Source organism: Polaromonas sp. (genome assembly GCF_043778355.1).
Taxonomy (GTDB): domain Bacteria; phylum Pseudomonadota; class Gammaproteobacteria; order Burkholderiales; family Burkholderiaceae_C; genus Polaromonas.
On the sequence record NZ_JAYWHI010000005.1, the window covers coordinates 1 to 23,997 of the forward strand.

General features: G+C 60.7%; 17 protein-coding genes. 3 read left to right on the forward strand and 14 right to left on the reverse strand.

Annotated features, from left to right (window positions below):
• Window positions 1-4,999 (forward strand): VCBS domain-containing protein (locus tag ACH2CW_RS00375; protein WP_395054691.1); only part of this gene is annotated, 4,999 nt, incomplete at its 5' end.
• Window positions 5,000-5,232: 233 nt separating this feature from the next.
• Here ACH2CW_RS00375 and ACH2CW_RS00380 read toward each other — a convergent pair.
• Window positions 5,233-7,149, reverse strand: coding sequence for a LapD/MoxY N-terminal periplasmic domain-containing protein (locus ACH2CW_RS00380; RefSeq protein ID WP_395054693.1), 1,917 nt, complete (start codon window positions 7,147-7,149; stop codon window positions 5,233-5,235).
• A gap of 47 nt (window positions 7,150-7,196) precedes the next feature.
• Window positions 7,197-7,892, reverse strand: a complete 696-nt coding sequence (locus ACH2CW_RS00385; protein WP_395054695.1) for a transglutaminase-like cysteine peptidase — start codon at window positions 7,890-7,892, stop codon at window positions 7,197-7,199.
• A gap of 289 nt (window positions 7,893-8,181) precedes the next feature.
• Between ACH2CW_RS00385 and ACH2CW_RS00390 the strand changes: the two genes are divergently transcribed.
• The gene (locus tag ACH2CW_RS00390) at window positions 8,182-10,332 is read left to right on the forward strand and encodes a TolC family outer membrane protein (protein ID WP_395054697.1); all 2,151 of its coding nucleotides are present in this window, start codon (window positions 8,182-8,184) and stop codon (window positions 10,330-10,332) included.
• 77 nt (window positions 10,333-10,409) lie between these two features.
• Here the strand turns inward: ACH2CW_RS00390 and ACH2CW_RS00395 are convergent, their stop codons facing one another.
• The 9 genes from ACH2CW_RS00395 to ACH2CW_RS00435 all read right to left on the reverse strand — a co-directional run bounded on the left by ACH2CW_RS00395 (window position 10,410) and on the right by ACH2CW_RS00435 (window position 19,798).
• The gene (locus ACH2CW_RS00395) at window positions 10,410-11,369 is read right to left on the reverse strand and encodes a response regulator (protein ID WP_395054699.1); all 960 of its coding nucleotides are present in this window, start codon (window positions 11,367-11,369) and stop codon (window positions 10,410-10,412) included.
• Window positions 11,370-11,616: 247 nt separating this feature from the next.
• Entirely contained in the window at window positions 11,617-12,012 is a 396-nt protein-coding gene (locus ACH2CW_RS00400; protein WP_395054701.1) for a RidA family protein, read from the reverse strand.
• Window positions 12,009-12,452 carry an acyl-CoA thioesterase gene (locus tag ACH2CW_RS00405; protein WP_395054703.1) on the reverse strand — a complete coding sequence of 148 codons (444 nt, stop codon included), beginning with the start codon at window positions 12,450-12,452 and terminating at the stop codon, window positions 12,009-12,011. Before ACH2CW_RS00405 ends, ACH2CW_RS00400 begins: the two co-directional genes overlap by 4 nt.
• A complete protein-coding gene (locus tag ACH2CW_RS00410) occupies window positions 12,449-14,074 on the reverse strand; it encodes an AMP-binding protein (RefSeq protein WP_395054705.1) in 1,626 nt (541 codons plus the stop codon). Before ACH2CW_RS00410 ends, ACH2CW_RS00405 begins: the two co-directional genes overlap by 4 nt.
• Entirely contained in the window at window positions 14,071-15,240 is a 1,170-nt protein-coding gene (locus ACH2CW_RS00415) for an acyl-CoA dehydrogenase family protein (RefSeq protein ID WP_395054707.1), read from the reverse strand. Before ACH2CW_RS00415 ends, ACH2CW_RS00410 begins: the two co-directional genes overlap by 4 nt.
• Before the next feature lies 1 nt (window position 15,241).
• Entirely contained in the window at window positions 15,242-16,096 is an 855-nt protein-coding gene (locus ACH2CW_RS00420; protein ID WP_395054709.1) for an enoyl-CoA hydratase family protein, read from the reverse strand.
• Window positions 16,093-16,575 carry a MarR family winged helix-turn-helix transcriptional regulator gene (locus ACH2CW_RS00425; RefSeq protein ID WP_395054711.1) on the reverse strand — a complete coding sequence of 161 codons (483 nt, stop codon included), beginning with the start codon at window positions 16,573-16,575 and terminating at the stop codon, window positions 16,093-16,095. The genes ACH2CW_RS00420 and ACH2CW_RS00425 overlap by 4 nt, the downstream gene beginning before the upstream one ends.
• Before the next feature lie 55 nt (window positions 16,576-16,630).
• The gene (locus tag ACH2CW_RS00430) at window positions 16,631-18,931 is read right to left on the reverse strand and encodes a bifunctional salicylyl-CoA 5-hydroxylase/oxidoreductase (protein WP_395054713.1); all 2,301 of its coding nucleotides are present in this window, start codon (window positions 18,929-18,931) and stop codon (window positions 16,631-16,633) included.
• Window positions 18,932-19,057: 126 nt separating this feature from the next.
• Entirely contained in the window at window positions 19,058-19,798 is a 741-nt protein-coding gene (locus ACH2CW_RS00435; RefSeq protein ID WP_395054715.1) for a 2OG-Fe dioxygenase family protein, read from the reverse strand.
• Window positions 19,799-19,920: 122 nt separating this feature from the next.
• Between ACH2CW_RS00435 and ACH2CW_RS00440 the strand changes: the two genes are divergently transcribed.
• A complete protein-coding gene (locus ACH2CW_RS00440) occupies window positions 19,921-20,220 on the forward strand; it encodes a DUF1840 domain-containing protein (protein ID WP_395054717.1) in 300 nt (99 codons plus the stop codon).
• Between the two features lie 120 nt (window positions 20,221-20,340).
• On the opposite strand, the gene ACH2CW_RS00445 is transcribed toward ACH2CW_RS00440, so the two are convergent.
• The 3 genes from ACH2CW_RS00445 to ACH2CW_RS00455 form a co-directional block, all read right to left on the reverse strand.
• Window positions 20,341-21,351, reverse strand: coding sequence for a Bug family tripartite tricarboxylate transporter substrate binding protein (locus ACH2CW_RS00445; protein ID WP_395054719.1), 1,011 nt, complete (start codon window positions 21,349-21,351; stop codon window positions 20,341-20,343).
• 176 nt (window positions 21,352-21,527) lie between these two features.
• A complete protein-coding gene (locus ACH2CW_RS00450; RefSeq protein WP_395054721.1) occupies window positions 21,528-22,514 on the reverse strand; it encodes a tripartite tricarboxylate transporter substrate-binding protein in 987 nt (328 codons plus the stop codon).
• A gap of 233 nt (window positions 22,515-22,747) precedes the next feature.
• A complete protein-coding gene (locus ACH2CW_RS00455) occupies window positions 22,748-23,995 on the reverse strand; it encodes a phenylacetate--CoA ligase family protein (protein ID WP_395054723.1) in 1,248 nt (415 codons plus the stop codon).
• Window positions 23,996-23,997 lie beyond the last annotated feature (2 nt).

Genomic DNA, 23,997 nt, shown 5'->3' on the forward strand with positions numbered 1-23,997 from the left:
GGCAGTCGAAGCCGGCACGGCAGCGGGCAGCAACGCCACCGGCAACGTGTTGACCAACGACACCGACGTGGACACCGGAGACACCAAGACCGTATCCGCGCTGACCGGCGGTACAGTGGGGACCGGGCTGGTGGGCACCTACGGGACATTGACATTGAACGCGGATGGCACTTACAGCTACGTCGTGAACAACGCAAATGCCACGGTGAATGCGTTGCGGACCTCGGCGCAGACAGTGACGGAGACTTTCACGTATACGGTGGCTGATACGGCAGGAGCGACCAGCAACAGTACCCTTGTGATCACTGTGCAAGGCTCCAATGATGCGCCAGTGGCCACCGGTGCGATCACTGGGACGGTCACCGATACGGCGGCGGCCGACACCTTCACGAGCCTTACGGGCAGCTTCGGCGCTACTGACGTGGACACTGGCGATACGAAAACCTGGAGTGTCAATGGCGGAACGGTTCGGGTCGGTACTTACGGCACCTTGACCATCAACGCGACAACGGGAGCTTATACCTACGTTGTGAATGCTGCGGCAGTCAATGCCTTGCCAGCAGGCTCGAATCCGACCGACGTATTCACGGCGACGGTGACGGACGCGGCCGGTGCAACAGCGACGCAGGTCCTGACTGTCACGGTCAATGGGGTGAACGACACACCCGTTGGCAATGTGGATACTTATACCTCGGTCGAGGGTGCGACCGTTATTCGCGGAAGCATTCTGGCTAACGATTCAGACGCAGAGGGAACAACGCTGACAGCTTTGCAGGTGGCGACCAATTCAGGCGCATCAGCGGTACCCGTCAATGGGTCGAATGCCATCACCACCGCGTTGGGTGGTACGGTTGTCATGAATACCAATGGAACATTCACCTACACGGCACCAGCGCGAAACCATTCCGATGTAACGCCTGATATTGATAGCTTTGTTTACAAGGCATCGGATGGAAGTGCCACATCCCCCTGGACCACCGTCAACATCACAATTACCGATACTGCACCGGTTGCGAATGCTGATACCGACACTGTGGGTCGCAATAGTTCCGGCGGCGGTAATGTCATCACCGGCACGGGCGGCGCCACGGCGGACACCCTTGGGGCCGACAGTGCTTTGCTCAGCAACGTGACTTTCAACGGAACGGCGTTCTCGAGTTCCAAAACCGGCGACACCTGGACCATCAATACCGGAACCGGTACCCTGGTTATCAAAGAGAACGGAGACTACACCTACACGACCTTTGGAAACCGTGTGGCCAATGCGCCCACGTCGGTGGCCGCCTGGGTTGCCGCTGGTGTCAATGTCCATGGTTTTGAAAGTACCGGCGTCCAGCCTTTCACGACAGGTGCGACAGCTTCATCGGGCTTGAACCTGATCAGCCTCGATGCCACCCAAGCCGGACTGGTTCGCTACCGTGGCGGTGGCATCGGCGCTGAGGCGGCTGGAACAAGCAGCAATGCCAATGACCAGATGCAGGCAGGCGAAAACCTGGTACTCAATCTCAACATGTTGAGTAAATCCGCGACTTTCGCGTTGACAAATCTGGGCGCTGGAGAAACTGCGACCTGGTATACCTATGCCGCAGACGGCACCTACATTGGCACCGGGACGGTGGTGAACAACACAACGCTGACCATTACCTCTGCGACAGCATTTCAATATGTGGTGTTCGGAGCAACTGGAACCGCTGCTTATCGTGTGAATGGCGTAACAGCGATTCCGGATATTCCTGAAGTCAGTTTTAACTACACCCTGACAGATGCCGATGGAAGCGCTTCTTCCAGCACCTTGACCATGACCACCTTGTCCACGGTAGCCGCAACAGCAGATACGGCCACTGTTTCCGAGGCTTCGCTCAGCACGGGAACCTCCCCGAATGCGGTGGCGGTGGTTGCCTCAGGCAACCTGACCGATAACGACGTCGGCCTGACCGGCACCACGAGCATCACCCAGGTGACCAGCGGCGCGACCAACTACACACCTGACGTCAACGGCGTCATCACTGTGACCGACAGCTTCGGGACTCTGACGGTTTACACGCAGGCGTACAACGGTCAATTGGCAGGCGCATACACCTACACCTTGAGTGGTGCTACCGCCCAGGGCGTCAGCGATACGAGGACCTTCAGTTACCGGTTGACGGATAGCGGCACGGGCCAGACAAGTGACGCAAACCTGGCTATTTCGGTGCAGGACGACGCCCCTCTGGCTGCCAATGCGACTTCTGCGGTCTCAGAAGCGGCTTCGCCTTCCTACAATCTGGTGTTGATGCTGGATATCTCCGCCAGCATGTTCGGAAATAACGCGGGTGGCCAGGTTCGTTCGGTTGACGCCAGCGGCAATGCGACTATTACCACGCGCCTGGCCATGGCCAAAGCCGGCATGGTTGCACTGGTGCAAGAGTACTTCAACCAGTCTCCTTCGGTCACCGTCAAGGTTGGCCTGTTTGCCAATGGATCGTTGATGTTGAACAGCGGCAATGCGTACACCGACGAGACCACCTTGGTCAATGCCATCAATGCGATCACCGGTACAGAGCTGCCCAGCTCAACCGACTATGTGTCTGGTATTACGGCCATGCAAAATGCGTTTGGTACGCCTTCTTCGGCGGTGACGAATCTCTCGTACTTCCTGTCGGACGGGGCCCCCACCAGTGGTGCCGCAGCCACCAACACTGCTATTTCCAACTACACGGCATTTGCCACCACCAACAACATTCGATCTTATGCGGTGGGCATTGGCACCGGCATTGCTGATGTCAGTTATCTAAATAACCTTCATGGTGTTGATGCCGATGTCAGCGGCGCCAAGGACGTGGCCATCATCGTGCCGGACTTGAACAAGCTGGACGAGACCCTGGTTTCTACGGTACCAAGTGCTTTCAGCGGCAATGTGGCGGGAGCCGGCGGAGCGAGCAATGTGACCTTTGGCGCCGACGGCGGTTATATCCGCTACATTGAGGTGCAGCTTGACAGTGACAACAATGGAACACTCGATCAGACGGTGCGTTTTACCTACGATCAGGGGACCAATCAGATCACGCAGAACAGTACGTTCCTGACGGGCTACCCTGTTACAGGCAACACAGTGAGCCTGGGCAGCAGCAGTGGCTTCACCAAAGGCTCGCTGGTCTTTGACTTCTCCACCGGTCAGTACACTTATTTCACTGCGGGCGCGGCGGTGGAGGGCGATCAGTTCACCATTGCTTTCCAGGTGATCGACTCTGATGGCGACACCGCCAATGCTGTTCAGACGATCGTGGTCGTTGATGGCAAGCCGATTGCGCGCGACGACTATCACACCTTGATGCCCAAAGAGACTTTCTTCGAGGGCAACGTCATCAATGGCATCGGGACAGACGGCGGAGCGACGGCCATCATCACCGACTTCACGTCGTCTTCGGTCAGCAAAGACACGATTCTCGATGGCGCCAGTATTTCGTCGGTGACTTTCAAAGGCACCAGCTTCAGCTTGCTGACCAACAGCAGTGGCACAGTATCTGGCGGGACTTACACGGTTTCAGCGGGCAAACTGACCTGGACCAGTTCCACCGAGCCAGCGAACGTGTTGGTGTTTGACAAGGAGGGCTATTACAAATATACGCCGCCTGCAGCGCAGACTGCGGCTCCCGCTGAGTCTGCTGCACTCACTACCAACTTCACTTCTTCCGGTAACGCAAGCGGCAACGGCATCACGCTTAGCGGGTTCACCCGAACAGCCAATTTGACCGGAACGGCATCCTATGCCCATGCTGCGCTGACTTTCGCCGCTACCGGTGTGGGCGTGCCTGGAGGGGAGGCGGCTGGCATGGTTGACGATCTGGAGACGCTGGTCATTAACTTCAATGCGGCCACTCATCCTTTCGGTGTCCAGAATGTGACGATCAACATCAATACAGCCAGCAATTTGAGCGCGAGCACCACCATCACCCGTGCGGATGGTGGTACCGGGTATAGCGGCGTTGTGACTTCGGTGACCTATACCGTCTATGACATCAGCGGCAATCTGATTGGGCAGTTCTCGAGTTTTGCGGAGGGGGCAATTGCTGTGCCAAGCAGCTTCAGCAATATTGGACGAATCGAGGTGGAGTCGAACAGTGCGGCTCAGGCAACTGTTCAAAGTGTCGCGTTCCGTGCCATTACCGGCGGTGGTACAACGACAGCTTATGCCCCAGAAGACATCAGTTACACGCTGACCGATACCGACGGTGACACATCGACTGCGACGCTGAGTCTGCACGCGATGACCAACCATTACGCGGGAACCGCGGTTGCCAATACGATTACGGGCACCACTGCCAATGATTACATGTCAGGCCAAGCTGGCAACGACACGCTCAACGGTGGTGCCGGCTTCGACCTGATTCGTGGCGATGCGGGTGATGACATCATTGACGGTGGCGCCGACGACGATCGCCTGTTTGGCGGCATCGGCAATGACACCATTTCCGGTGGCACTGGAAATGACGAACTGTATGGCGAGGACGGTAACGATGTTCTCAATGGGAACGACGGCAACGACCTTATTTATGGCGGCGCCGGTGCCGACACCATCAATGGCGGCCTGGGTGCAGACACGATTCTCGGCGGCAAGGGCAATGACCTGTTGACTGGCGGCAGCGCAGGTGTGTCGGATGTCTTCAAGTGGGAGTTGGCCGATGCGGGAACCAAAGGTACGCCGGCCGTGGATACCATCACGGACTTTGACGCAACTGCTGTCGCCTCTGGTGGTGATGCGCTGGACCTGCGAGATCTGCTGGTCGGGGAAAATCACGATGTAGGTGTTGGCAACCTGGCCAATTACCTGCATTTTGAAAAATCGGGTGCAAATACCATCGTGCACATCAGTAGCGCTGGGGATTTCGCATCGGGTTACAGCGCTTCCAAAGAAGTTCAGACGGTCGTCATGCAAGGGGTTGACTTGATCGGCACGATGAATACGGATCAGCAAATCATTCAAGACCTGCTGACCAAAGGCAAGCTGTACACCGACTAGGAAAGTACTGAATAAAACCCTGCGAGCGTCCTGTAGCCCGCAGGGTGGTAGGCAATCCAGAGCCCCCTGTCAATGGGGGGCAATGGAAAAAAAGATCAACGCAGCAGGCTGCCAGGGGTCGGGGTGGTCATGCGTCACGGGGATCTTTTTCGCCGTCTGTCAGGGCTTGCCTGATCAAACAGGCAGGGCGGCCGTTTCCGTTATTGACTCCATCCGCCGTTGGCAACAGCGCATCAGGAGGCTTCTTTGACTGCTGCTCCGGTTGCCCCGTCAAATCCTATCTCTGCCAGCGCAGCCAGCTCGGCGCGGTCAATCACACCTTCACCGTAGACCCGAATATCCATTTTGTGCGCGGCAAATGCGAGGTCTTTGAGAAAGGTTTGATTGTCCGTGCTGTACTGCAATCCCCGGATGAAGCTGGAGTCCACTTTCAGGAAGTCGAGTCCAAAGTCGTGCAATGTATCCGAGTGGCTGAAGTGACGACCAAATTGGGTCAGTCCGATACGGGCACCGGCTTTTCGAACGTCTGCCACAAAAGCTGGGAGAACAAGCGTGTGTTTCAGCACATCGGCCTCTGGCACTTCCAGCCAGAGACGACCAGCCAGGGCGGGTTTTTTTCTGATCGATTGCAGCAGGCGCGATCGAAAGCCGTCCTCGCGCAAGGAGGAGGCAGACAAGCTGATCGCCACCCCGGCGAGATTTGGGTTGCTGCGCAACTCTTCCAGCCCTAAATCAAGTGTGATCAGATCGATCAATGGCGTGAGCTGGAAGTGTTCTGCCAGCTGCAGGAAGCGGTTGATCGGCTGCCATTCGTCTGCGTCGTCGAGCATGACTTCCAGCGGACACTCCCGGTGCACCAGCTTTCCGGTGAAGTCAAGCACAGGAACCGATGCCAGCCGCACTCGACCTTGCTCCAGTGCCCGTCCGATCAGTTTCGCAGTCTCTTCCGCGCTGCTGACCATATTGCCGTCATTGACGCCACTGCTTTCCCGGATGGCGTTGGTGCCCTGGGCCTCGGCAATGGCCAGCGCGTTTGCTGCCTGAGCCAGCAAGCTGGCAATATCCTGCCCACGCTTTAGTTTTGCAATTCCGATATGAGCCGCTGGCGCCGAGCCGGTGAACGGGGTGCTGGCTTCTGCCAAAGCGCGCATCAGGTTGTTGGCAGCTTCATGTGCATCGGCTGGGCTTGGCAGCAACAGTACAAAATCGGAGTCTCCAATACGAGCGGCCACACCATGGGTTTGGACCTGCTGTTGATGCAGAACCTCGGCCAATGCCTTGAGCAGCTCGTTGGTGGCCGGCACGCCAAGCAAGGGATTGAGTCCGGAAAAGTTTGCAATGCGCACCAACAGCAAGTGACCGCCCGCAGCCTCTTCGCTATCGAGCAAGTCGAGCAATTGAACCAGGAAGAAGGTTCGATTGGGCAAACCCGTCAGCGGGTCGTAGTTGGCTGTGACTCGCAAGACCTCCAGCCGCTGCGCTTCCTCTGCGAACATGTCCTTGAGGCGGCCGACGGTGCTGTTCATGGCCAAGGCAAGCTGTCTGAGTTCCGGCACGTCTGGCAGGTCGATCGACACAAAGCGGCGCTCGCTGATGGCGCTGGCCTGATTGATGACCCGTTGCAAGGGTTCTCGCAGCCGCCGCAACGTCAGTGTGCCCAGGAAACCGCCGACGAAACCGGAAACCGCCAGCGCCAGCGTCAATTGCAGGACAGTTTTCCACAAGGACTGGTAGGCAAAGCGGCTGGTACTGACGACTGTCAAGGTGCCCAGCTGGTTCCATCCATTGCTGATTTGTGCCTTGCCGGGTGTGGCCGTCAGGGGCAATGCCTTGATAAACCAATCAGGTACAAACTGCCCGTTCGCTGGTGCAACACGCTCCACGATGGTTTGACCGAGAGGGTCCACAACCCGTATCAACTCATAGTGGCCGCTGTCAAACAAGGCCGCTACCGTCAGCTCGATCATCACCGCATCGGCATTTTGCTGGTTCAACGCCAACGCCAAAGCGGTTGCATTGTCTGTATTTTTGGCATTGAGCTGCTCTGACAGATAACTTCGCGCGTTCAGCGTGGAAGCGAGCAAGCCACCCATCAGTGCCAGCAAGGTACTGAGAATGATTGCAAGCCACATTTGGCGGTACATTGACATGGAAAATTCCCCTCGGAACAGTTCTTTATAGCGTTTTCTGGATAGGCTCAGTCAAAACCTTCGGCACGCGCCCGGTTCAGCAATTCCTGCCATCGCGACAGCGTGCCTGGCCCGCCCGCGCCCCGCGCGCCTGAAGCGCCCTGCCAAAGTCCCTGGCTGTTGAAGCTGAAAACAGGCAAGAGATCCGGTCGGCGCGAAGCGGGCCTGAGATCGTTGATCAGGTTGTCGAGAATCATCGGCTCGGCATCCGGGACGGGATAAAAGGCCAGAACCATGTGCGCCTGGGTAACGCTGCTGTTGACACCACCAATCCGCGCTTGCACATAGATCAGCCGCAGCTTTTCGTCCGGAATGCCAAGCAGTAGAAGGGTGAAGTACTTGACGATGGCAAAGTCTTCGCAATCGCCGGCTCCGCGTCCCAGGGTCTCCATCGGCGTCGCCCAGTAGTCGCTTTTGGCCCATACCGTCAGGTCCTCCTGAAACCTGATGCGGCGGTTGAAAAAATCGTTGACGAGCTTGAGTTTTGCTGGTTCTGGCTGCTCAACACCTTGCTGCAGCAGCTTTTGCCAGTCGGTGAATGCAGCTGCGGCTGGCGCACCAAAGCGCTGGGTAAGGACGTTTTGCATCCGGTCAAAATCAAGTGCAGCAACCTTGATTGACCCGATCACGAGCAGCACTACGAGCAGTATTGCCCTGTGGAAATGCTTGAAGTGTGTCGTTTTTGCCCCAACAGTGAAATTCAACGGGATATTAATTGCACTTCGAGAAGGCCTGCGTTAGTATAAAAATATCTATATAAAACAGTAACTAACCGTGTTTTGTTAACCTGATTTCGAATGATTTTTGATCTTCGATGTGCCGGAGCTAACATTGAATTGACTTTCGCCGGAGTGGTTGCTTACCCCAGTAAAGATAGTGAGAGCAAGCAATGCAAGAAAAGCCAGTTAATCGCCTTATTTCCCAAATTCCGGTGACGAATGGCCTGGGTGGACTTACTTTTTTTGCCAGTGTAACGGCGAAGCGGTTGTTCGCATGAGCCGGACCGAATTGATTGCGCAGCAGGATCTGGTGAGAGGCAACACATCGGTGGTGCACCGTCCGCGAAACAACCACTTCAAGGGACGGCTCAGGGGTGCGGCGGCGTTCGCTTGGGCGGGCATGGCCGCTGGGGTATTCATGTTGGGCTTGCCCGAGCTTGCGCGTGCGCAGGACGAAAAACCGCTGACGCTCAAGGAGGCGGCGCAAAAAGCTGTTTTGAACAATCCGGAAGTGTTGGCGCGTTGGCACACGCTCAGGGCGGCTGACAATGAGCGCGATGTTGGTGCCGGTGCCTTGCTGCCGCGCGTTGATCTTCTTGCTGGCGCTGGTGCTGAGCGGCGCAACGACTCCACAGTCCGCTCGCGCTACGACAGAACCTCCTCCTCCTTGACCATCACCCAGGTGTTGTACGACGGTTTCGCCTCGCGCAATGAAATCAAGCGGCTGGACCACGCCCGCCTGGTGCGCCTGTTTGAGTTTTTTGACACCTCCGAAAGTGTGGCTTTGGAGGCTGGGCGTGCTTTCTACGACGTTTTGCGTTTTCGCGATCTGGTCGCCTTGGCCGAGGAGAATTTTGTCCAGCATCGCTCCGTCTTTGAGCAGACAGAACGCCGGGTCAAGGCGAAGATAGCGCGCGCAGTCGATCTGGAGCAAATTGGTGCGCGTCTGGCCCTGGCCGAGGCCAATCTCTTGACGGAAACCGCCAATCTGCACGATGCGTCCGCGCGCTTCCAGCGAATTGTCGGGCAGGTTCCGCCCCCCGCATTGCCCTTGCCGACGCAGTTGACGCTGAATATTCCGGTTGACGCGACCAGTGCTGTGCGAGAGGCCCAACGGCGCAATGGCGCCTTGCGCGCGTCGATTGAGAATGTGCGCGCCTCCGATGCTGCGCTGGCTTCCCGGCAGGGCGCTTACCAGCCGCGTTTTGACCTGCGCCTGCGGCGCGACCGGGGTAGTAACCTCAGCGGTATTCCGGGGACTTCGGAGACCAACGTGGCGGAAGTGGTGATGAGCTGGAATCTCTTCAACGGCTTCAGCGACCGTGCCCGCGAGCGGCAGTTTGCCGAGCAGCTCAATGTTGCGAGGGACCTGCGTGACAAGACTTGCCGCGACATTCGGCAGACCTTGCTGATTGCCTACAACGATGTTCGCAAGCTGACCGAGCAACTCATCTACATCAGTCAGAACAAAGTGTCCGTTGAAAAGGCGAGAAACGCCTACCGGCAGCAATTTGACATCGGACAGCGCACCTTGCTGGATTTGCTCGACACGGAAAACGAGCTGTACCAGTCCAAACGCGCCGAGGCCAATGCCGAGCATGACCTCAACATCGCGTACGTGAGAACGCATGCCGGACTTGGCACCCTGTTGAGTGCGCTTGAGCTGTCCAGGATAGAAACTGGCCCGGTTCCCGGCCTGGCGCAGTGGGACGAAGGTGAGGATGCCGCCCAGAGTTGCCCTCCCGAACCCGTGACCGTTTATGTGGTGGACAAGGCCGCCCTGCTTGGACGGGCCGCCGACCTTCAGAAGCAGACTGCCCTGCTCAATGCACGAGAGCGCGCCATGCAAGAGGTGATGAGCCCGAACCCGGCTGCCACCGATGCCGCAGGCCCAAGGGCTGATAACGCTGCGACTCCGGTGGCACCTGCTGCCCCGGCCACCCCGCAGGTGACACCCAGGACCCCGGCCGGCAGGAGCGCACCGGTGGTGACGCCGGCACCCCCCAGAGCCGTTCCGGTCCTGCCAGCCTCACCTTCGTCATCAACGTCGTCGTCAAACGACGCCAACTACAGCGAGCTCAGGCAGGCGCTGCAAAACTGGCGTGCCGCATGGATCAAGCGGGACGTGGACGCCTACCTCGGGTTTTATGCGCCCGGATTCGTGCCCCCTCTGGGCGATAGCCAGGACATCTGGAAAGAAAAGCGCAAAGCAGCTTTGAGCCGTGCGGCCGATATATCCCTGGAGATTGCCGACCTGACCGTCACGCCGTCGGACGCCACGAATGCAACCATGGTATTCAAGCAAACGTATGGCGCCGTCAATTACCGCGACGTTGTCACCAAAACCTTGCAATGGACGAAAGTCGGTGAGCGCTGGCTGATTGTTCGGGAAAGTTCCGCAGCACCCCTGGCGGCGGGACAATAAGCGCGCTGGTGGCTGAAGAACAGCGCCGCGTGGTGCGTGACCGTCAGCTGATCTCCAGCTTGGCACCAGATGCAGGCTCAGCGCAAAATATTGCTGGCAGCCACGCGGTCGAGTTCGTCAAACACCTTGTCAAAATCCACCGGTTTGGTCCAGTAACCGGTGAAGCCAGCTTGTTCGGCAAGTATTTTGTGCTCGGGCAGGGTATCAGCTGAACACATGAACGCCGGCGTTTCTTCGAGCCCGGCGATAGTACGCATGCGTTTGAGCAGATCAATGCCGTGGATATCCGGCAAGCGGCCGTCGAGGACCAGAACGTCTGGCTGCCAGGTGCTGGCGACTTCAAAGCCCTGGGCACCGTTTTGAGCCATGCGCATCTCGACATCCTCGCGGGTCCGCATCACGTCGTCGAACAGCATCAGGTTGTACATATTGTCTTCAACGTAGAGCACCCGCATTTTTCGTTGAAGGCTGTCTGTAGCGACCGGGACCGGTGTGATGAGGCCGGGTTGGGTGTCTGTGAAGTCGCTTGCCTGTTCCCAATAGACGTCGGTTGATACATGGTCAAGCACCCGGCACAGCCTGGCAGACTGGATCAGCGCATTTTCCACCCGCTTGCGCTCGGTGACGTCCAGGCTCAGTTCAACAAACACAAGGGGGCGTCCCTGGCTATCCACTTCAGAAAACAGCAGCGAGTGAATTTCGAGCAATTCACCATCGGGCCGTACGACGCGGTAGTCGAGCTCGATGGCGCCCGGGCTCATGCGCAATTGCTCCCGAGCCCTGATCAGCAAATCGAGATCATCGGGATAAATCAGACTCATGGCGAAGTCCAGCGTGACGGTTGCACCGACGGGACTCACCCCCAACATCTGGTAAGCGCGGGTGTTCCAGGTCAACTCCTGTTTGGCAAGGTTGAAAACCGACTGGGCCACGCCGGTTGAAGCCATCAGCTGATGCTGCATGCGCCGCTGGGCTTCGGCGAGTCCAAATTCGGGTTCAGGCGCGGTTTGCCGGAAGCCTCTCACGGATTCATTCATGGGAGCAACCTGTCAAGCGGTGGTGCACAGGAAGCGGTCGGGATGGTGTCACGGGAATCTCCAAAATGATCTGGGCCGATGGCGTTCCGAACTGTCGCTGTGGCCCGTGTTCCGGGAAATTAGATGGAATTTTTCCGAATTCAGAAACCATCTTATGCCAGAAAAGGGCGATCAGGCTTCGCTCTTTCACTTCGGGCCTGGCGATCACTGCCTGTGGAGCAAACGCGTTGAAACCGAGGACTTCCTGTCAGTCGGGCAGCACGGCAGTCACTTCAATTTCGATGCGTGCCCGGTCCTCCACCAGGGCCGACACTTCCACGCAGGTCATGGCTGGAAAATTCTTTCCCATGACCTCGCGGTAGGCTGCACCCAGCTCTTTCAAGCGGGCAATGTATTCGACGCGGTCCACCACATACCAGGTCATGCGAACCATGTGTTCCGGGCCCGCGCCGCCGGCCTGCAGCACCGCCCGGATGTTCAGCAGCGCCTGCCGCGTCTGGGCGATAAAGTCATCGCTCCCAAACTGCTGCTGCGCGTTCCAACCGATCTGGCCGCCCACAAAAATCATCGCTCCGCGCGCCATCACCCCGTTGGCGTAGCCTTTGGGCTCGGCCCAGCCCGCAGGTTGCAGCAGTTTCATCATGGTTTGTCTTCCTTGGTTGTCTCGAGGTAAGGCAGCAGCGCGGCGCGCAATCCGTCAGGAATGGGCAACACCTTGCCGTGTGGTATTTCCGAACATACCACCACGGTTTTTGCGATCAATTTAAGGGTCTGGCCCATATCTGGCAGGCCTGAGCAGCTATGAATTTCATAGTGCATGCCGATGCTGGCGTTGCCGATGCGGCTCAGGCCCAGGCTGATCTCGATCTCATCGCCGTATCGGCACATGCCGCGAAACTCGGTTTTCAGGTCCACGATGGGAACACCCACACCAGAGGCAATCAGTCCATGTTCCGGGTGGCCGATGTGCGCCAGAAAGTCTTCCTGCGTTTCGTGCAGGAGGTAAAAATACTGTGGGTAAAAAACAATGCCGGCCGGATCGCAGTGGTGGAACCGGATCTGCTTTCGCACTGAGAACTTCATGGCTGGCGCAGCCGGAAACGCTGCAGCTTGCCGGTCTCGGTGCGTGGCAGGCTGGCGACGAACGCCACCTGGCGCGGGTACTTGAAGGGCGCCAGGGTGGACTTGACGTGGTCTTGTAACTGCTTGCACATGGCCGCATCCGGCGCATGGCCCGGCTTGAGCACCACAAACGCCTTGACCACCATGCCGCGTTCGTCGTCGGGCACCCCGATCACACCGCATTCGGCCACCGCCGGATGTTTGAGCAGCGCGTCTTCAACTTCCGGTCCGCCGACGTTGTAACCCGAAGTGATGATCATGTCGTCGGCGCGGGCCTGGTAGAAAAAGTAGCCGTCCTCGTCCTGCAAAAAGGCGTCGCCGGGGTAGTTCCAGCCGTTCTTCACATACTTGGCCTGGCGCTCGTCGTCGAGGTAGCGGCAGCCGGTGGGCCCGATCACTGCCAGCTTGCCGATGGTGCCGCGTGGCACTTCTTCGCCGGAATCGTCAACCACTTTGGCGGTGTAACCGGGCACCACCTTGCCGATGGCGCCGCGGCGCACCTGGTCCGGCGCGGCGGAGATGAAGATATGGAACATTTCGGTCGCGCCTATGCCGTCGGTCATCTCGATACCGGTGGCCTCTTTCCAGAGCTGGCGGGTCGCGTCCGGAAGACCCTCACCAGCGCTGACGCAGGTGCGCAGGCTCGGCACGCCATGTTGTTTGGCAAAGGGCGCCATCTGGCGGTAGAAGGTCGGCGCGGTGTAGCAAATGGTGGCGCCGACCTCGTTGATCAGCTTGACCATGGCCTCCGGCGTGTAGGCGATGCCGGGGTAATACACGGATGCACCTGCCCACAACGGGAAGATCAGCATGCCGCCCAGGCCGAAGGTAAAGGCCAGCGGTGGCGAGCCCATCACGATGTCGTCAGGTGTTGCCTTGAGCACGTGTCGTGGCCAGGTTTCGCAGGCAGCCAGCACATCGCGGTGGGTGTGCACCGGCGCTTTCGGCGTGCCGGTGGTGCCCGAGGTGAAGGCCATCATCGCGATGTCGTCGGCAGAGGTCCGGCAGGGCAAGAACTGCCCGTCCTTGGCCGCCGCCAGCACGGCCAGCGATCCGGCTTCGTTGGTGTTGAAAGGCACGATCTGCGCCAGCACCGGGTTCACCTTCTGGGCCGCTTCCAATTCAGCCAGCAGGCCGGCATCACAAAGCGCCACGGTGGCCTGTGACTTGGTGATGACTTCGCCAAGCTCTTTGGCACGCAGCAGCGGCATGGTGGCCACCGCCACCAGGCCGGCTTTGACGACACCGAGCCAGGCCAGGGCCATGCCGATGGTGTTGCCGCCGCGCAGCAACACGCGGTTGCCGGGCAGCAGTTGCAGGTCTTCGGTCAGCACCTGGGCGATGCGTTTGATGCGCGCATGCGCATCGGTATAACTGAGCGTGATTTTGTCGGATCGCAAAAACGGTCGCCCCGACAGGTCCTGTCGATCAATGCGCTCAAACAGCACATCCACCAAATTGGCTTGGGCGCTGATCAGCAGTTCAGGCAGCTCATAACGCATCTGCGGCCATTGGTCTGCTGGCGGCAGCCGGTCGTGTACAAAACGGTCGGTTTGCACCGAAGGCGCAGTGGGCTGGTTCATGATTGCAGCATGGCTTTGCCAATGATCAGTTGCTGGACCTCGGTTGCTCCTTCATAGATGCGCAGCGAGCGGATGTCGCGGTACAGGCTTTCCACCTTGGTGCCGACCTTGACGCCCAGGCCGCCGTGCATCTGCAGCGCCATGTCGATGACGCGCTGGGCGTTTTCGGTCGCCGTCATCTTGGCCATCGCTGCTTCGGCGGTGATGCGTTTGCCGGCGCCGCGCGCCTCGCTGTCGTCGCGCAACCAGGCGGCGCGGTAGGTCAGTAGCGCGGCGGCATCGATCAGCGCCGCCATCTCGCCAATTTTGGCCTGGGTGAGCTGGAAGTCGGCCAGGGTCTGGCCGAACATTTTGCGTTCACGCGAAAATCGCACGGCCTCGAACAGGGCACGGCGTGCCATGCCAAGCGCTGCCGCCGCCACCGAAGCGCGGAAGATGTCCAGGGTCTGCATCGCGAGCTTGAAGCCGCCGTTGAGCACGCCCAGTTGCGCCCCGCTGGCGAGTCTGCAATCCGCGAACTTCAGCGTGGCCAGCGGGTGCGGCGCCATCACGGCAATGTGTTCGCTGCTGTCCAGGCCCGGCGTTCCGGCTTCGACGATGAAGGCGGTGATGCCGCGTGTGCCGGCCGCCCTGTCGGTCTTGGCGAAGGTCACGTAGAAGTCGGCGATGTCACCATTGCTGATCCAGGTCTTGCTGCCGTTGAGGGCCCAGCCGCCTGCCGCAGGATCTGCGCTGGTCGTCATGGCGCCCGCATCTGAACCCGCGTCAGGTTCACTCAGCGCAAAGGCGGCGATCTTGTCGCCGCGCGCCACTGCCGGCAGGTAAGCGGCCTGCTGCGCCGGGGTGCCTGCCAGCGTGATGGCGCCGCTGCCCAGGCCCTGCATCGCAAATGCGAAGTCGGCCAGTGGCGAATGAAAGGCCAGGGTTTCGCGCAGGATCACCAGTGCGCGCGAGTCGAGTTTGGCGAGCGCGCCGCCGGCGCTGCCGGGCACGCAATAACGCAACCAGCCGCCGTCGCCGAGCAAGCGCACCCACTGCCTGCAGGCGCGGCGGTCGTCACTTTCATCGACCTGCTGCAGCGGCGCCCACGCGGCCAGATCCTGACCCAATGTGCGATGCGCTTCGTCAAAAAATGGAAGTGTGAGGTGATCGATGGAGGCCTGCATGTCAGTCTCCCTGGAATACCGGCTTTTCCTTGCTGGAAAAGGCTTCGTAGGCGCGCGTGAAGTCCCGGGTCTGCATGCAGATGGCCTGCGCCTGCGCTTCTGCTTCGATCGCCTGGTCCAGCGTCATCGCCCACTCCTGGTGCAGCATGGTTTTGGTCATGCCGTGGGCGAAGGTCGGGCCGGCGGCCAGATCGGCAGCCAGCGCCTGCGCCTTGCCCAGCAGTTCGGCTGGTTCGTGCAGCGTACTGAAAAAGCCCCACTGCAGGCCTTCGGCCGCCGTCATGGCGCGGCCGGTGAACAGCAATTCGGACGCGCGTCCCTGGCCGATCAAACGAGGCAGCAGGGCGCAGGCGCCCATGTCGGCGCCGGCCAGGCCCACCCGCGTGAAAAGGAAGGCGGTCTTGGCCTGCGCCGTGCCCAGGCGCATGTCGGCAGCCAGCGCCATCATCGCGCCGGCGCCGGCGCAGATGCCGTCGATGGCGGCCACGATCGGCTGCGGGCACAGGCGCATGGCCTTGACCAGGTCGCCGGTCATGCGCGTGAATTCCAGCAACTCGGGCATGCTCATTGTGGTCAGTGGGCCGATGATCTCGTGCACGTCCCCGCCGGAGCAGAAATTGCCGCCGGCGCCGGTCAGCACAATCACCTTGACGTCGGTGGCGTTGTTGAGGGCGCGGAACAGGTCGCGCAGTTCGGCATAAGACGCGAAGGTCAGCGGGTTCTTGCGCTCCGGCCGGTTCAGCGTCAGGGTCGCGACGCCGGCGTCGAAGCTGTAGGCGAAGTGGCGGGCTTCATAGGCGGCCAGCGCATTGAACTGCGCGTGCATCGGGTTGGCGGGGCGGATGTAATGTTTCATGCGTTTTCCATTTCCTGATTCATGTCGGTCTGGTGTTGCTTGACCTTGCCCAGCAGTTTGTGCAGGGTCTCGATCTCGCGCGCCGACAGGCCGCCGAAGGCCTGGACAATCCAGTCCTCGTGCTGGCGTGCCATGTCGTCAAAGGTTTTGCGGCCGCGCGGGGTCAGGCGCACGCGGTAGGCGCGGCGGTCACCTTCGACGTCCACGCGCTCGACCAGGCCCTCGGTCACGAGCTGGTCGGTGATGCCGGTGACATTGCCGCCGGTGACCATCATCCGGCGCGACAACTCGTTCATCTTCAGGCCGTCCGGGTTGCGTTCAAGCTGGGCCATCAGGTCAAAACGCGGCAGCGTGGTGTCAAACTGCTCGCGGAGTTGCCCGCGCACCTGCTTTTCGATCAGCTGGGTGCAGGTCAGCAGCCGCAGCCACAGGCGCAGCGCCTCGGGGTGTTCGCGGTGTCCGCGTGCTTCCATGTCCATGGTGGTCTCCCTTTGCTACTGTTTTGATAGCTGTTTGCGCTTGCTGGCTATGGGCTCAGGCCTGTTTTTGCTTTGAAAGTTCGCGGTATAGCTGGTCCCGGCCGCTGAGGTAGGGCTTGGGCCAGTCGACGTGCCGGCTCTGCAGCTTGGCCGCCTCATGCAGGGTCCAGGCCGGGTCGGCCAGGTGCGGCCGGGCGATCGCGCACAGGTCAGCGCGGCCAGCCGCGATGATGCTGTTGACATGGTCCACCTCAGAGATGGCGCCGACAGCAATCGTGCGGATGCCGACCTCGTTGCGTATGCGGTCGGCAAACGGCGTCTGGTACATGCGGCCATACACCGGTTTGGCCGCGCGTGTGGTCTGGCCGGAAGACACGTCAATGAAGTCACAGCCGGCCGCCTTGAACAGGCGCGCAATGGCCACGGCATCGTCGGCGGTGTTGCCGCCGGGTGCCCAGTCATGCGCCGAGATGCGCACGCTCATCGGCAGGTGGGCGGGCCAGACGGCACGCACCGCCTCGAACACTTCCAGTGGGTAGCGGCAGCGGTTGTCCAGGCTGCCGCCGTACGTGTCGGTGCGCAGATTGGTCAGCGGGGTGATGAAACTCGACAGCAGGTAGCCGTGCGCGCAGTGTATTTCCAGCCAGTCGAAGCCGGCCTGGGCTGCATACCGCGCCGATTGCACAAACTGCGCCTTGATACGGTCCATGTCGGTCCGTGTCATCGCAGCGGGCTCCGCGTTGGTCGGGCCGTACGATACGGCACTGGCGGCCAGCAGTGGCCAATTGCCCGAGGGCAGCGGCTCATCGGGCGACTCCCAGCCGACCTGGGTCGAACCCTTGGGCCCGCTGTGGCCGAGTTGCATGCCCATGCGCACACCTTCGCCGGAGCGGTGCGCAAAATCGACAATCCGCTTCCAGGCCAGCATCTGCGCTTCGTTCCACAAACCCGGACAGCCCGGCGTGATGCGGCCTTCGGGGCAGGGCGCCGTCATTTCGGCAAACACCAGGGCTGCGCCGCCCAGCGCGCGCGCGCCCAGGTGCACCAGATGAAAGTCCTGGGGCAAGCCGTCGATGGCGCTGTAGGTCGCCATGGGCGAGACCACGATGCGGTTTTTCAGGGTGATGTCGCGCACCTTCAATGGCAGCAACATCGGCGGTGGCGCGGGCTGACCGGGGCTTTTCGCGAGCCACTGCTCGTAGCCCTCTAGCCAGGAAGCGTCACGCACGCGCAGGTTTTCATGGCTGATGCGCTGCGAACGCGTCAGCAGCGAATAGAAAAACTGTTCAGCGTCGAGCCTGCTGTAGCGGTCCACGTTTTCAAACCATTCGGTCGAATTGCGCGCGGCGTTCTGGATCTTCAGCACTTCCACCGAGCGCAGCGCTTCATAGGTCTCCAGCGCCTTCGCCGGTTCGGGGGTTTGTGCAAAACACTGCGTGAGTTCGATGGCGTCTTCCAGCGCCAGCTTGGTACCGCTGCCGATCGAAAAATGCGCGGTGTGCGCTGCATCGCCCATCAGCACGATGGGCACGTCTTTGCCGTTAATGGTTTCGTGGTGCACCCAGCGCTCGCAGACCACGCGCGGGAAACGTATCCAGATGGCTGAGCCGCGCACGTGGGTGGCGTTGTTCATCAGGGGATTGCCGTCGAGGTACTTGGCGAACAGGTTTTCGCAGAAGGCGATGCCTTCTTCCTGGCTCATGGCGTCCAGGCCGTGGGCCTTCCAGACCGCCTCGGGCGTCTCGACGATGAAGGTCGAGGTGTTGTCGTCGAACTTGTAGGCGTGCGCTGCAAACCAGCCGTGTTCGGTCTGCTCGAACGCAAAGGTGAAGGCGTCGAAGGTCTTGTGGGTGCCGAGCCAGACAAATCGGCAGGCGCGCAGGTCCACATCGGGCTTGAAGGTCTCGGCGTAGCGATTGCGGATACGGCTGTTCAGGCCGTCGCCGGCGATCACGATGTCGGCCTGGTACCTGGCGGCCATCGTCTGGTCGTCCTGTACATCGGTTTCAAACACCAGATCCACACCCAGCTCGAGACAACGGTCTTGCAGGATGTTGAGCAGGCGTTTGCGACCTATGCCGCAAAACCCGTGGCCGCCCGAACGCACGGAGCGGCCCTTGAAAAAAACCTCGACATCGTCCCAGTGGTTGAAGGCGTCACCGATCAACTGGGCGCTGACCGGGTCGGCAGCGCGCAGATTGCCCAGGGTCTGGTCTGACAGCACCACGCCCCAGCCAAAGGTGTCGAAGGGGCGGTTGCGTTCCACCACGGTGATCTGGCTGGCCGGATCCTGCAGCTTCATCAACAGCGCGAAGTACAGGCCGGCGGGCCCGCCGCCCAGGCAAAGGATGTGCATAAGATCCGTTCCTTGATTGATCGAATCTTAATTGTTTAGGGTTAAACTATTTTCGTCAAGCGATTTCCAGGGCCAGAACCTCATGGTTAACGTTGCCCCGGTGCGTGGCGCTCCGGTTGGCGCTGTTCAGGGGCTTTGGAAGCCGTCCGCCCGGTAGGTCAGCACCAGGGTGTCGCGGTGCCCGTTCTGGGTGCCGGCTTCAGCAGGCAGGATGGGTGTGGTCTCGTGGATCACCCTGGCGTCGTCCAGCAGCAGGGTGGTCAGCGGCTCTTCCATCACAAAACGCAGGCCTTGCGGCCCGTTGGCATCAAAGACCCGGGTCTCTCCGCCTTTGACGCCACGTCGCGCAAGCAGCATCACCACCACGAAGTCGACACCGTCGCGGTGCGCGCCTTCTGGCGTGGGGCGGCCCACGCCGCCTGCAGTGTCGATGCGAAACTGGTGCGCTTCAATGAACCAGCGCGCCACGGGCCGCACCTGCGCGAACAAAGCGCCGAGTTCTGCCAGCAGCGTGGTCCAGGCCGGCGCAGCGGTGACGCTGGCTTCAACCGGCTCGAACCAGCGTTCGAAGCCGCCATGCAGCGCGTTGTAGTCGGTCGGTTGCCAGTGCGCCCGGTGCGGCGTCTGAATCAGCGATGCGTTGGCCAGATCCTGAATGAAACAACTGTGCCGGCGCCTGCGGTAGTGGCCGCCGTCTTTGAGGTGCGCATCCGGCGGCAAATCCTCCCAGGAAGGAGCCAGCGCGGTCCAGCCTTGAACCCAGCCCGGCGGCAGTGCCTCGGCCAGATCCGCAGGGGACAAGAGCCGCAGTCCGTCCTGGCTCAGCGCTTGCACAGTGGGTTTGGGGGCGGTCGGAATATTGAGCATAGGCTGATATTTTGCGTCAGGGCGGCACCGGGGCGGGCGCCTGACGGGAAAGCAGCCTACAGACTTCCCTGGGGGGCCGTTTCATAATCAAAATGAGTCACACAACACCCAGGAGCTTTCTCATGCTGTACAAATTCAAGTCCAAAGCTGCCGGTGACCTGATCATGCTGGAGGTCAATGGCCGACGTGTTCTGGAGATCATTGGCAAGGACGCGGGCCCCAAGGGCATCATCCTGCCCGAGCAGATGCCAGCGGCCATTGCCGCACTGCACGCCGCCGTGGCGCTCGAAGAGTCACACGACCAGAACGCCGAAGCGCCGGTCCCCGGGGAAGGTCTGGGCCTGCGCCAGCGCGTCGTGCCCTTCATCGACATGCTGGAGCGCAACCACAAGGCGGGCCATGAGGTGGTTTGGGGAGTCTGAAATAAGGCCCCACGCTTGTCGCTTCGCGTACTGCGCTGCCTGCCGAGGGGGCCGCTGCGCCTGCGGGCCGGCAAAGCCGGACCCGCGGCCCCAGCTTGAAGAGTACGGTTGCAGCGGGCGCTAATCCACCTTCGCGCCGGAGACCTTCACAACTTGCGCCCATTTGGTGATTTCCGAGTCGATCAGCTTGGCAAACTCCTGTGGCGTGTTGCCGCTGGGAATAGCGCCCTGCGCCAGCATTTTTTCCTTGATGGCCGGCGTGGCCAGTGCCTTGGCCACTTCCTGCTGAATGCGGCTGACAATCTCCGGCGGCGTACCGGCGGGTGCCAGCAGGCCGAACCAGCTGCTGGCTTCAAAGCCCTTGAGCTTGCCGGCCTCTTCGACAGTCGGCAGCTCAGGCATGGCGGCTGAACGCTCGGCGCTGGTCACGGCAAACGCTTTGAGCTTGCCGCCCTTGATTTGCGGCATCGCCGAGGGCAGGTTGTCGAACATCACGTCCACATTGCCACCAATCATGTCCAGCAGCGCCGGGCCGGAGCCGCGATAGGGAATGTGGGTCATGAAGATGCCGTTTTGCGACTTGAACAGCTCGCCGGCCAGGTGAATGGACGTGCCATTGCCGCTGGAGGCCATGCTGAGCTTGCCGGGATTGGCCTTGGCGTATTTGACAAAGTCGGCCACGTTGTTGATGCCCAGCTTGGCCGCTCTTTCGGTGTTCATGACCATGACGTTGGGCACGCCAGCCACCAGGGTGATGGGCGCGAAGTCCTTTTGCGGATCAAACGGCATCTTCGCGTAGATCGATTTGTTGATGCCATGGGTGCCGACGGTGCCCATCAAAATGGTGTAACCGTCGGCCGGTGATTTGGCGACCAGGTCGGCGCCCACGTTGCCACCAGCACCGGCCCGGTTGTCGACCACAAAGGGCTGACCAAAGGCTTTGGCCAGCTCAGGCGCCACGGCGCGGGCCAGGATGTCTGTGGTGCCGCCAGGCGCAAAAGGCACCACGATGCGCACCGGCTTGTTGGGCCAGCCGCTTTGGGCCGCGGCTGGCGTTGCTATAAAACCAATAGCTGCCAGCGCAATACTGGAAAGGGCTATGCGGCGATTTGATCTGAAAGTTGGATACATGTGGATTCCTCTTGGACGACGGAGTGGAGATGCACCACTTTAGCGTTCAGTGTCCAGCTCGGCCATCGGTGCAATCCCGCCCAGCACCCCTGCCCCTGGATCCCGAGGGCCCTCACGCGGACAGAAAAAAGCCACCCGGCTTGCGCGAGGTGGCTTGTCGGGAAGCAAAAAACCGATCAGTCGGCAAACTGCTTGGCGGCGTCAATCACTGGCTTGAGTTTGGCGATTTCAGCGGCTACAAAAGCCTTGTGAGCGGCGGGTTCCACGCGTTTGTCGGTGACGACCACAGCACCCAGGCCGTCCTGCTTTTTCATGAAGTCAGCGTCCTTGAGCGCGACCTTGAGGGCTGTGTTCAACTGGGCCAGCACGGCAGGCGGCGTGCCTTTGGGGGCATACAGGCCGTGCCAGATGGTCAGATCAAAGCCCTTGAGGCCCATTTCCTGCAGCGTAGGGTAGTCCTTGAGCAGCTTGTGTTTGGACAGGGGCTTGGCGGTGGTCACAGCGAAGGCCTTGACACGACCGGCCTCGATCTGGCCGGTGGTGTTGGTGGTCTGGTCGCACATCAGGTCAACCTGGCCGCCGACCAGCGCATTCATCGCAGGACCGGTGCCGCCGAAAGGAATGGTGGTCATCGCTTCCTTGGCGTTGATCGCCGATTGCCACATCAGGCCGCACAGGTGCGAGGCCGAACCCAGGCCCGCATGCGCAATGTTGAGCTTGCCCGAGTTGGCCTTGATGTAGTTTTCGAAGTCGCGGTAAGTGTTGGCCGGCAACTGGGGCTTGCCGATCAGGGTCATCGGGACTTCATTGACCAGACCGAGGTATTCGAAATCTTCCAGGGGCTTGTACTGCAGCTTGCGGTACAAGGCCGGCGTTGCTGCCATGCCGATATGAAACAGCAGCAGGGTATGGCCGTCCGGATTGGCTTTGGCGACCTTGGTGGCACCGATGGTGCCGCCAGCGCCGTTGACGTTTTCCACCACGAAGTTGGCGCTGCCGCCCATGGCCTTGCGCATGGCTTCGGCCAGGTCGCGTGCCACGCGGTCGGTCGGACCGCCAGCGGCAAATGGAACAACGATGGACACCGGCTTGGAGCCGGGATAGGTTTGCGCTTGGGCAAACAGGGATGTCGCGGCCAGGGCGAGCACGAGCAGGCGTTTCATGAAAAAGTCTCCTTTGAGTTACCCGCCCAGTTTACAAAGCCGCCCGCGCCTGTCCATCGCGGGAACTACGTAAGGGCAAGCACTCGGCCCCTTGAAAGGCCACGCGCCACGCGGGGGCTTTGTTGTTTGCCTGCAGGGGCCGCAGGTCCTGCTCCGCCGGCGCAGCGTCCCGCCGGGGGGGGGCCTTCGACAGGCTCGGGACGAGGGGACAGGAAGCGAGCGAACGTGGCGCCTTATTTGTAGCTGCGCGCGTCCTCGATGACTTTGCCATCATTGGGCAGGCTGCCCGGCGCCAGGAGTTGTACGTTGCCACGCAGCTTTGTGATGTCGCGTATGGCGTCGCTGATACGGTTTTCCAGCCCGTGCGGCAGCGAGGAGGCCTCGACCTTGAGCGTCATGCTGTCGCTGGCCATTTCGCCGCTGACCACCAACCGGGCCTTCAGCACTTCAGGAAAGCGCCTGGCGATGTCCGCCACCTGACCGGGGTGAACAAACATGCCCCGGATCTTGGTGGTCTGGTCGGCCCGGCCCATCCAGCCCTTGATACGCATGTTGGTGCGCCCGGTCGGGCAGGTGCCGGCCAGCATGGCTGACAGGTCCCCAGTCCCGAAACGGATCAGCGGGTAGCTGGCGTTCAAGGTGGTCACCACCAGTTCACCGACCTCGCCCTCGGGAACCGGGTCGCCCGTGCCGGGGCGGACGATTTCGACAATCACGCCTTCGTCCACGACCAGGCCTTCGCGCGCCTCGGTTTCGTAGGCGATCAGCCCCAGGTCGGCGGTCGCGTAACTCTGGTAAATCGCCATGCCGCGCTCGGTGAACCAGTCGCGCAAACTCGGGGGAAAAGCTTCTCCGCCGACCAGGCCTTTGCGGATGCTGGAAATGTCGCTACCGGTCTCCAGCGCCTTTTCCACCAGGATGCGCAGGAAGCTGGGTGTGCCGGTATAACCATCGGGCCGGAGTTCAGTAATCGCCTGCAGTTGTTGTTCGGTCTGGCCGACGCCAGCCGGAAACACCGTGCATCCGACCGCATGCAATCCCGACTCCATGATGAAGGCGCCTGGCGTCATGTGGTAACTGAAGGCGTTGTGCGCCAGGTCGCCCGCACGAAAGCCAGCGGCGTACATGGCACGGCCGGCGCGCCAGTAATCCGGGGTGCTGCCTTCGGGCTCGTAAATCGGTCCGGGCGAAGCAAACACGCGTGGCATCCCCGGCCCGCGCAGCAAGGTGGAAAAGCCACCGAACCAGTCACCGGGCCGACCCGCTTTTTGCAGGTCAAACAGCGCATGTTTGCGCGTGACTGGCAGCTGCGCCAGCGCCGTGCGGCTGGAAATCGCAGCGGCGTCGACGCCAGCGAGCATGGCTGAATAGGCCGTTGCGGCCTGTTGCGCGTGCGCCACCTGGCCCGGCAGTGCCGCCATCAACGCGGTCTCCCGCTGCGCCGGTGACCGGGACTCCAGAAGGTCGAAAAACTTGGTCATGG

Bases quoted from the DNA above. Each gene is read 5' to 3' on its own strand.
- ACH2CW_RS00380 (WP_395054693.1), bottom strand. From the start codon at position 7,149: ATGTCAATGTACCGCCAAATGTGGCTTGCAATCATTCTCAGTACCTTG.
- ACH2CW_RS00390 (WP_395054697.1), top strand. From the start codon at position 8,182: ATGAGCCGGACCGAATTGATTGCGCAGCAGGATCTGGTGAGAGGCAAC.
- ACH2CW_RS00395 (WP_395054699.1), bottom strand. From the start codon at position 11,369: ATGAATGAATCCGTGAGAGGCTTCCGGCAAACCGCGCCTGAACCCGAA.
- ACH2CW_RS00400 (WP_395054701.1), bottom strand. From the start codon at position 12,012: ATGATGAAACTGCTGCAACCTGCGGGCTGGGCCGAGCCCAAAGGCTAC.
- ACH2CW_RS00405 (WP_395054703.1), bottom strand. From the start codon at position 12,452: ATGAAGTTCTCAGTGCGAAAGCAGATCCGGTTCCACCACTGCGATCCG.
- ACH2CW_RS00410 (WP_395054705.1), bottom strand. From the start codon at position 14,074: ATGAACCAGCCCACTGCGCCTTCGGTGCAAACCGACCGTTTTGTACAC.
- ACH2CW_RS00415 (WP_395054707.1), bottom strand. From the start codon at position 15,240: ATGCAGGCCTCCATCGATCACCTCACACTTCCATTTTTTGACGAAGCG.
- ACH2CW_RS00420 (WP_395054709.1), bottom strand. From the start codon at position 16,096: ATGAAACATTACATCCGCCCCGCCAACCCGATGCACGCGCAGTTCAAT.
- ACH2CW_RS00425 (WP_395054711.1), bottom strand. From the start codon at position 16,575: ATGGACATGGAAGCACGCGGACACCGCGAACACCCCGAGGCGCTGCGC.
- ACH2CW_RS00430 (WP_395054713.1), bottom strand. From the start codon at position 18,931: ATGCACATCCTTTGCCTGGGCGGCGGGCCCGCCGGCCTGTACTTCGCG.
- ACH2CW_RS00435 (WP_395054715.1), bottom strand. From the start codon at position 19,798: ATGCTCAATATTCCGACCGCCCCCAAACCCACTGTGCAAGCGCTGAGC.
- ACH2CW_RS00440 (WP_395054717.1), top strand. From the start codon at position 19,921: ATGCTGTACAAATTCAAGTCCAAAGCTGCCGGTGACCTGATCATGCTG.
- ACH2CW_RS00445 (WP_395054719.1), bottom strand. From the start codon at position 21,351: ATGTATCCAACTTTCAGATCAAATCGCCGCATAGCCCTTTCCAGTATT.
- ACH2CW_RS00450 (WP_395054721.1), bottom strand. From the start codon at position 22,514: ATGAAACGCCTGCTCGTGCTCGCCCTGGCCGCGACATCCCTGTTTGCC.
- ACH2CW_RS00455 (WP_395054723.1), bottom strand. From the start codon at position 23,995: ATGACCAAGTTTTTCGACCTTCTGGAGTCCCGGTCACCGGCGCAGCGG.